This is a genomic window from Pirellulales bacterium (assembly GCA_035546535.1).
Classification (GTDB): domain Bacteria; phylum Planctomycetota; class Planctomycetia; order Pirellulales; family JACPPG01; genus JACPPG01.
Map to the genome: position 1 here is coordinate 1 of DASZWQ010000195.1, position 2994 is coordinate 2994.

Annotated in this window: 1 protein-coding gene; it reads right to left on the reverse strand. The window is 61.9% G+C overall.

Annotated elements, in window-relative coordinates; genetic code table 11:
• Window positions 1-264: 264 nt before the first annotated feature.
• Window positions 265-1692: an adenylosuccinate lyase gene (purB, locus tag VHD36_22810; protein ID HVU90181.1), complete on the reverse strand. Its 1428-nt coding sequence runs from the start codon at window positions 1690-1692 to the stop codon at window positions 265-267.
• Window positions 1693-2994 lie beyond the last annotated feature (1302 nt).

Consider the following 2994-nt stretch of genomic DNA (forward strand, 5'->3'; position numbering starts at 1 on the left):
CAGGCCACCGCTTGATCATTCACGGCATCTGCGCCGATTGCAGCCGGACAAAGCGACCGACGCGCCGGCTGGATTTGATCTAGCAGAAGACTGCCACAGAGCACACAGAGATCACCGAGGAGAGATTCCTTGGGTGGCACGGGCAACTCGCTTGCCCGTGCGCCGCGGGTGCCTAGGTCTTCTTCACGGATAAACAAAGCATCCCCGAGTCCTTCTCTCTGTGTGCTCTGTGCCCTCTGTGGCAAATACGTCTCGCGAACTGCCCTACACCCGCACGCTCCCCTTGGTGGCTATCGCGGCGGCATAGCGCGTGCGGATCGGCGCGACGACTTCGGCGATGAACTCGTCGACCTGCTCGGGCGCGCGGCCCACGAAATTCGCCGGATCGAGCGCGGCGTCGAGGTTCGCGCCTTTGAAGGCGGCGTCACCGCGCAGCCGCTCCATGAGATCGTTTGGTTTGCCCTGCTGCTTGACGACCGCCGCGGCTGCCTGGCTGTGCTGACGGATGCGCTCGTGCAGCTCTTGCCGGTCGCCGCCGGCGCTGGTGGCGGCCATCAAGATGTTTTCCGTGGCCATGAACGGCAGCTCTTCGCCCAGATGCCTGGCGATCACCTGCGGGTAGACCTCGAAGCCCGATGCCACGTTCTCATACAAAATCAAAATCGCGTCGGCCGCCAAAAACGCTTGCGGCAGTGTCAATCGCCGATTGGCGCTATCGTCGAGCGTGCGTTCCAACCATTGCGTGGCCGCCGTTTCGGCGCCGCTCGATTCCAAGCTGATCACGAACCGCGATAGTCCACAGATCCGCTCCGAGCGCATGGGGTTGCGCTTGTAGGCCATGGCCGACGAACCGATCTGATCCTTCTCGAACGGCTCTTCCAATTCTTTGCGGCTTTGCAGCAGGCGCCAGTCAGTGGCCGCTTTTTGGGCGCTTTGCGCGATGCCCGACAGCGTGGCCAGCACCTGGGCGTCGACCTTGCGCGAATAGGTCTGCCCGGTCACGGCGTAGCTGGACTTAAAGCCCAGCCGCGCGGCGATCCGCCGATCGAGCTCCTTCACCTTCTCGTGGTCGCCGCCAAAGAGCTCCAGGAAGCTGGCCTGCGTGCCGGTGGTCCCTTTGGCGCCGCGTGCCTGCAGTGTCGCCAGGCGATGCTCGATCTCGGCCAGGTCCTGAACCAGGTCGTACGCCCACAGGCAGGCCCGCTTGCCGATCGTCGTCGGCTGGGCCGGCTGAAAATGGGTAAAGCCCAGGCAGGCCAGGTCGCGCGTCCGCGCGGCGAACGTCGCCAGCCGGTCGATCGCCGCCACCACGCGCGACCGCACCAGCTCGAGCGATTCGCGCAGCAAGATCAGGTCCGTGTTATCCGTGACGTAGCAACTCGTCGCGCCCAAGTGGATGATGCCGCGCGCCTCGGGGCAATCGTCGCCGTAGGCGTGTACGTGCGCCATCACGTCATGCCGCAGCTTCCGCTCGTACTTCTCGGCTGCGGCGAAATCGATCGTATCGACGTGGGCCTCGAGCGCCGCAATCTGCGCCGCCGTGATCGGCAAGCCCAGCCGGGCTTCCTCCTCGGCCAGCACGACCCACAGCTCGCGCCAGGTGCGGAACTTCTTCTGCGGACTCCACAGCCGCGACATCTCGGCCGAGGCGTAACGAGCGATAAGCGGGTTGTCGTACTGATCTAAAGACATGGCGGAATTAGTGGGCAGTAGGCAGTAGGCAGTAGGCAGTAGGCAGTAGGCAGTAGGCAGTAAAAAAGAGAGTGGCCGGCGGCGCGTGGTTCACGCGTATCGCTTGGAGACCTCGTCCGCGGCCGCATTTCGAAGGGAATTCTACCCGCTCGGCGACCCGCATTATGCGGGATCGACGGCCGGACCGCAAAAGGGGGCGACCGTCGGCGCGGCGGCTTAAGGCCGAGATTCTTTGGGAGCGGCACGGCCCGCTTGGTAGAATTCGGGGATGTGGAAGACACTCGCATGGTTGGCGGTATTCGCGTCGATCTGGGTGGGTTCGATCAAATTGCCCGTGATGTGGACCGCGAGCGAACCTGCACCCGGTATCAATCGATTCGGGCAACAGGAGCGACAAACGAAAGTGGTTCCAATGGCCGCCACGCGGCCGTCCCCCCTGCAAATAGCAGGGCGTGGAATCGGCGGGTCGATTGCCGCCATATTCGCGTGGGCCTCGTACAAAGCGATCAGTCGCGAGCGACACGAGCGCGGCAAAAAGAGACGGCACGGCGAAGCTAGCCACACATGATCCACGACCGCCATGATAATTTCGACGATCAACGTCCACACCGCAGCAGAAGCGAGCCATGGGCTCACTAGAAATCGCCATTGTCGCCACGGTCGTGCTGCTGCTGTTGGGTTCAAGGGTGCCGCCGTTTTTCGATTCGTTTCGTTGCGTCATCTGCGGGCGGAGTTCGCCAAATCTGTGGCGTTGCCCCCATTGCGGCCGCAGTAAAGCTCCGCCAATCCAACATGAGCGAGCTTCATGACAGACGAGGAGCAAGCGGCTGGCGACGATTGCGATAGAATCAGGGCATGAAGGTTTCTTCAAGGGCCGTCAGCCCATTGTTCATGACGTTGGCCGCCCCCATCTGGGTATTTGTTGTTTTCGAGATTGGCTCGCTCCCGGGAGCCCATTAGCGGCGCTACGTCACCACGCTTTTCGTGCTTGTCATAATCGCGTTCGCCATCTATCACCTTCTTCGAGGCTATAAGAATGCGGTTCCAATCGCGTCGCTGCTTGCACCCGTAATAAGCTTCGCAATGTGGCTCGCGCTCGACCGCCTGACTCCGTATCTCGGATTTCTGACGAAATGATCCGCGATCAACAATATCCGGATTCCTTAGTTCGAGTTTCGCAGTTTAGGCCGCCAGAGCGGCCGTGTTTTCCAGGAGGTCGAGGACTTTTCGGCTACCTTGGCCGCCGAGTCCCCATGAGGAAACTTGTTCGCGGAGGCTGCATCGTCGCAAGGTGCCCAGCAT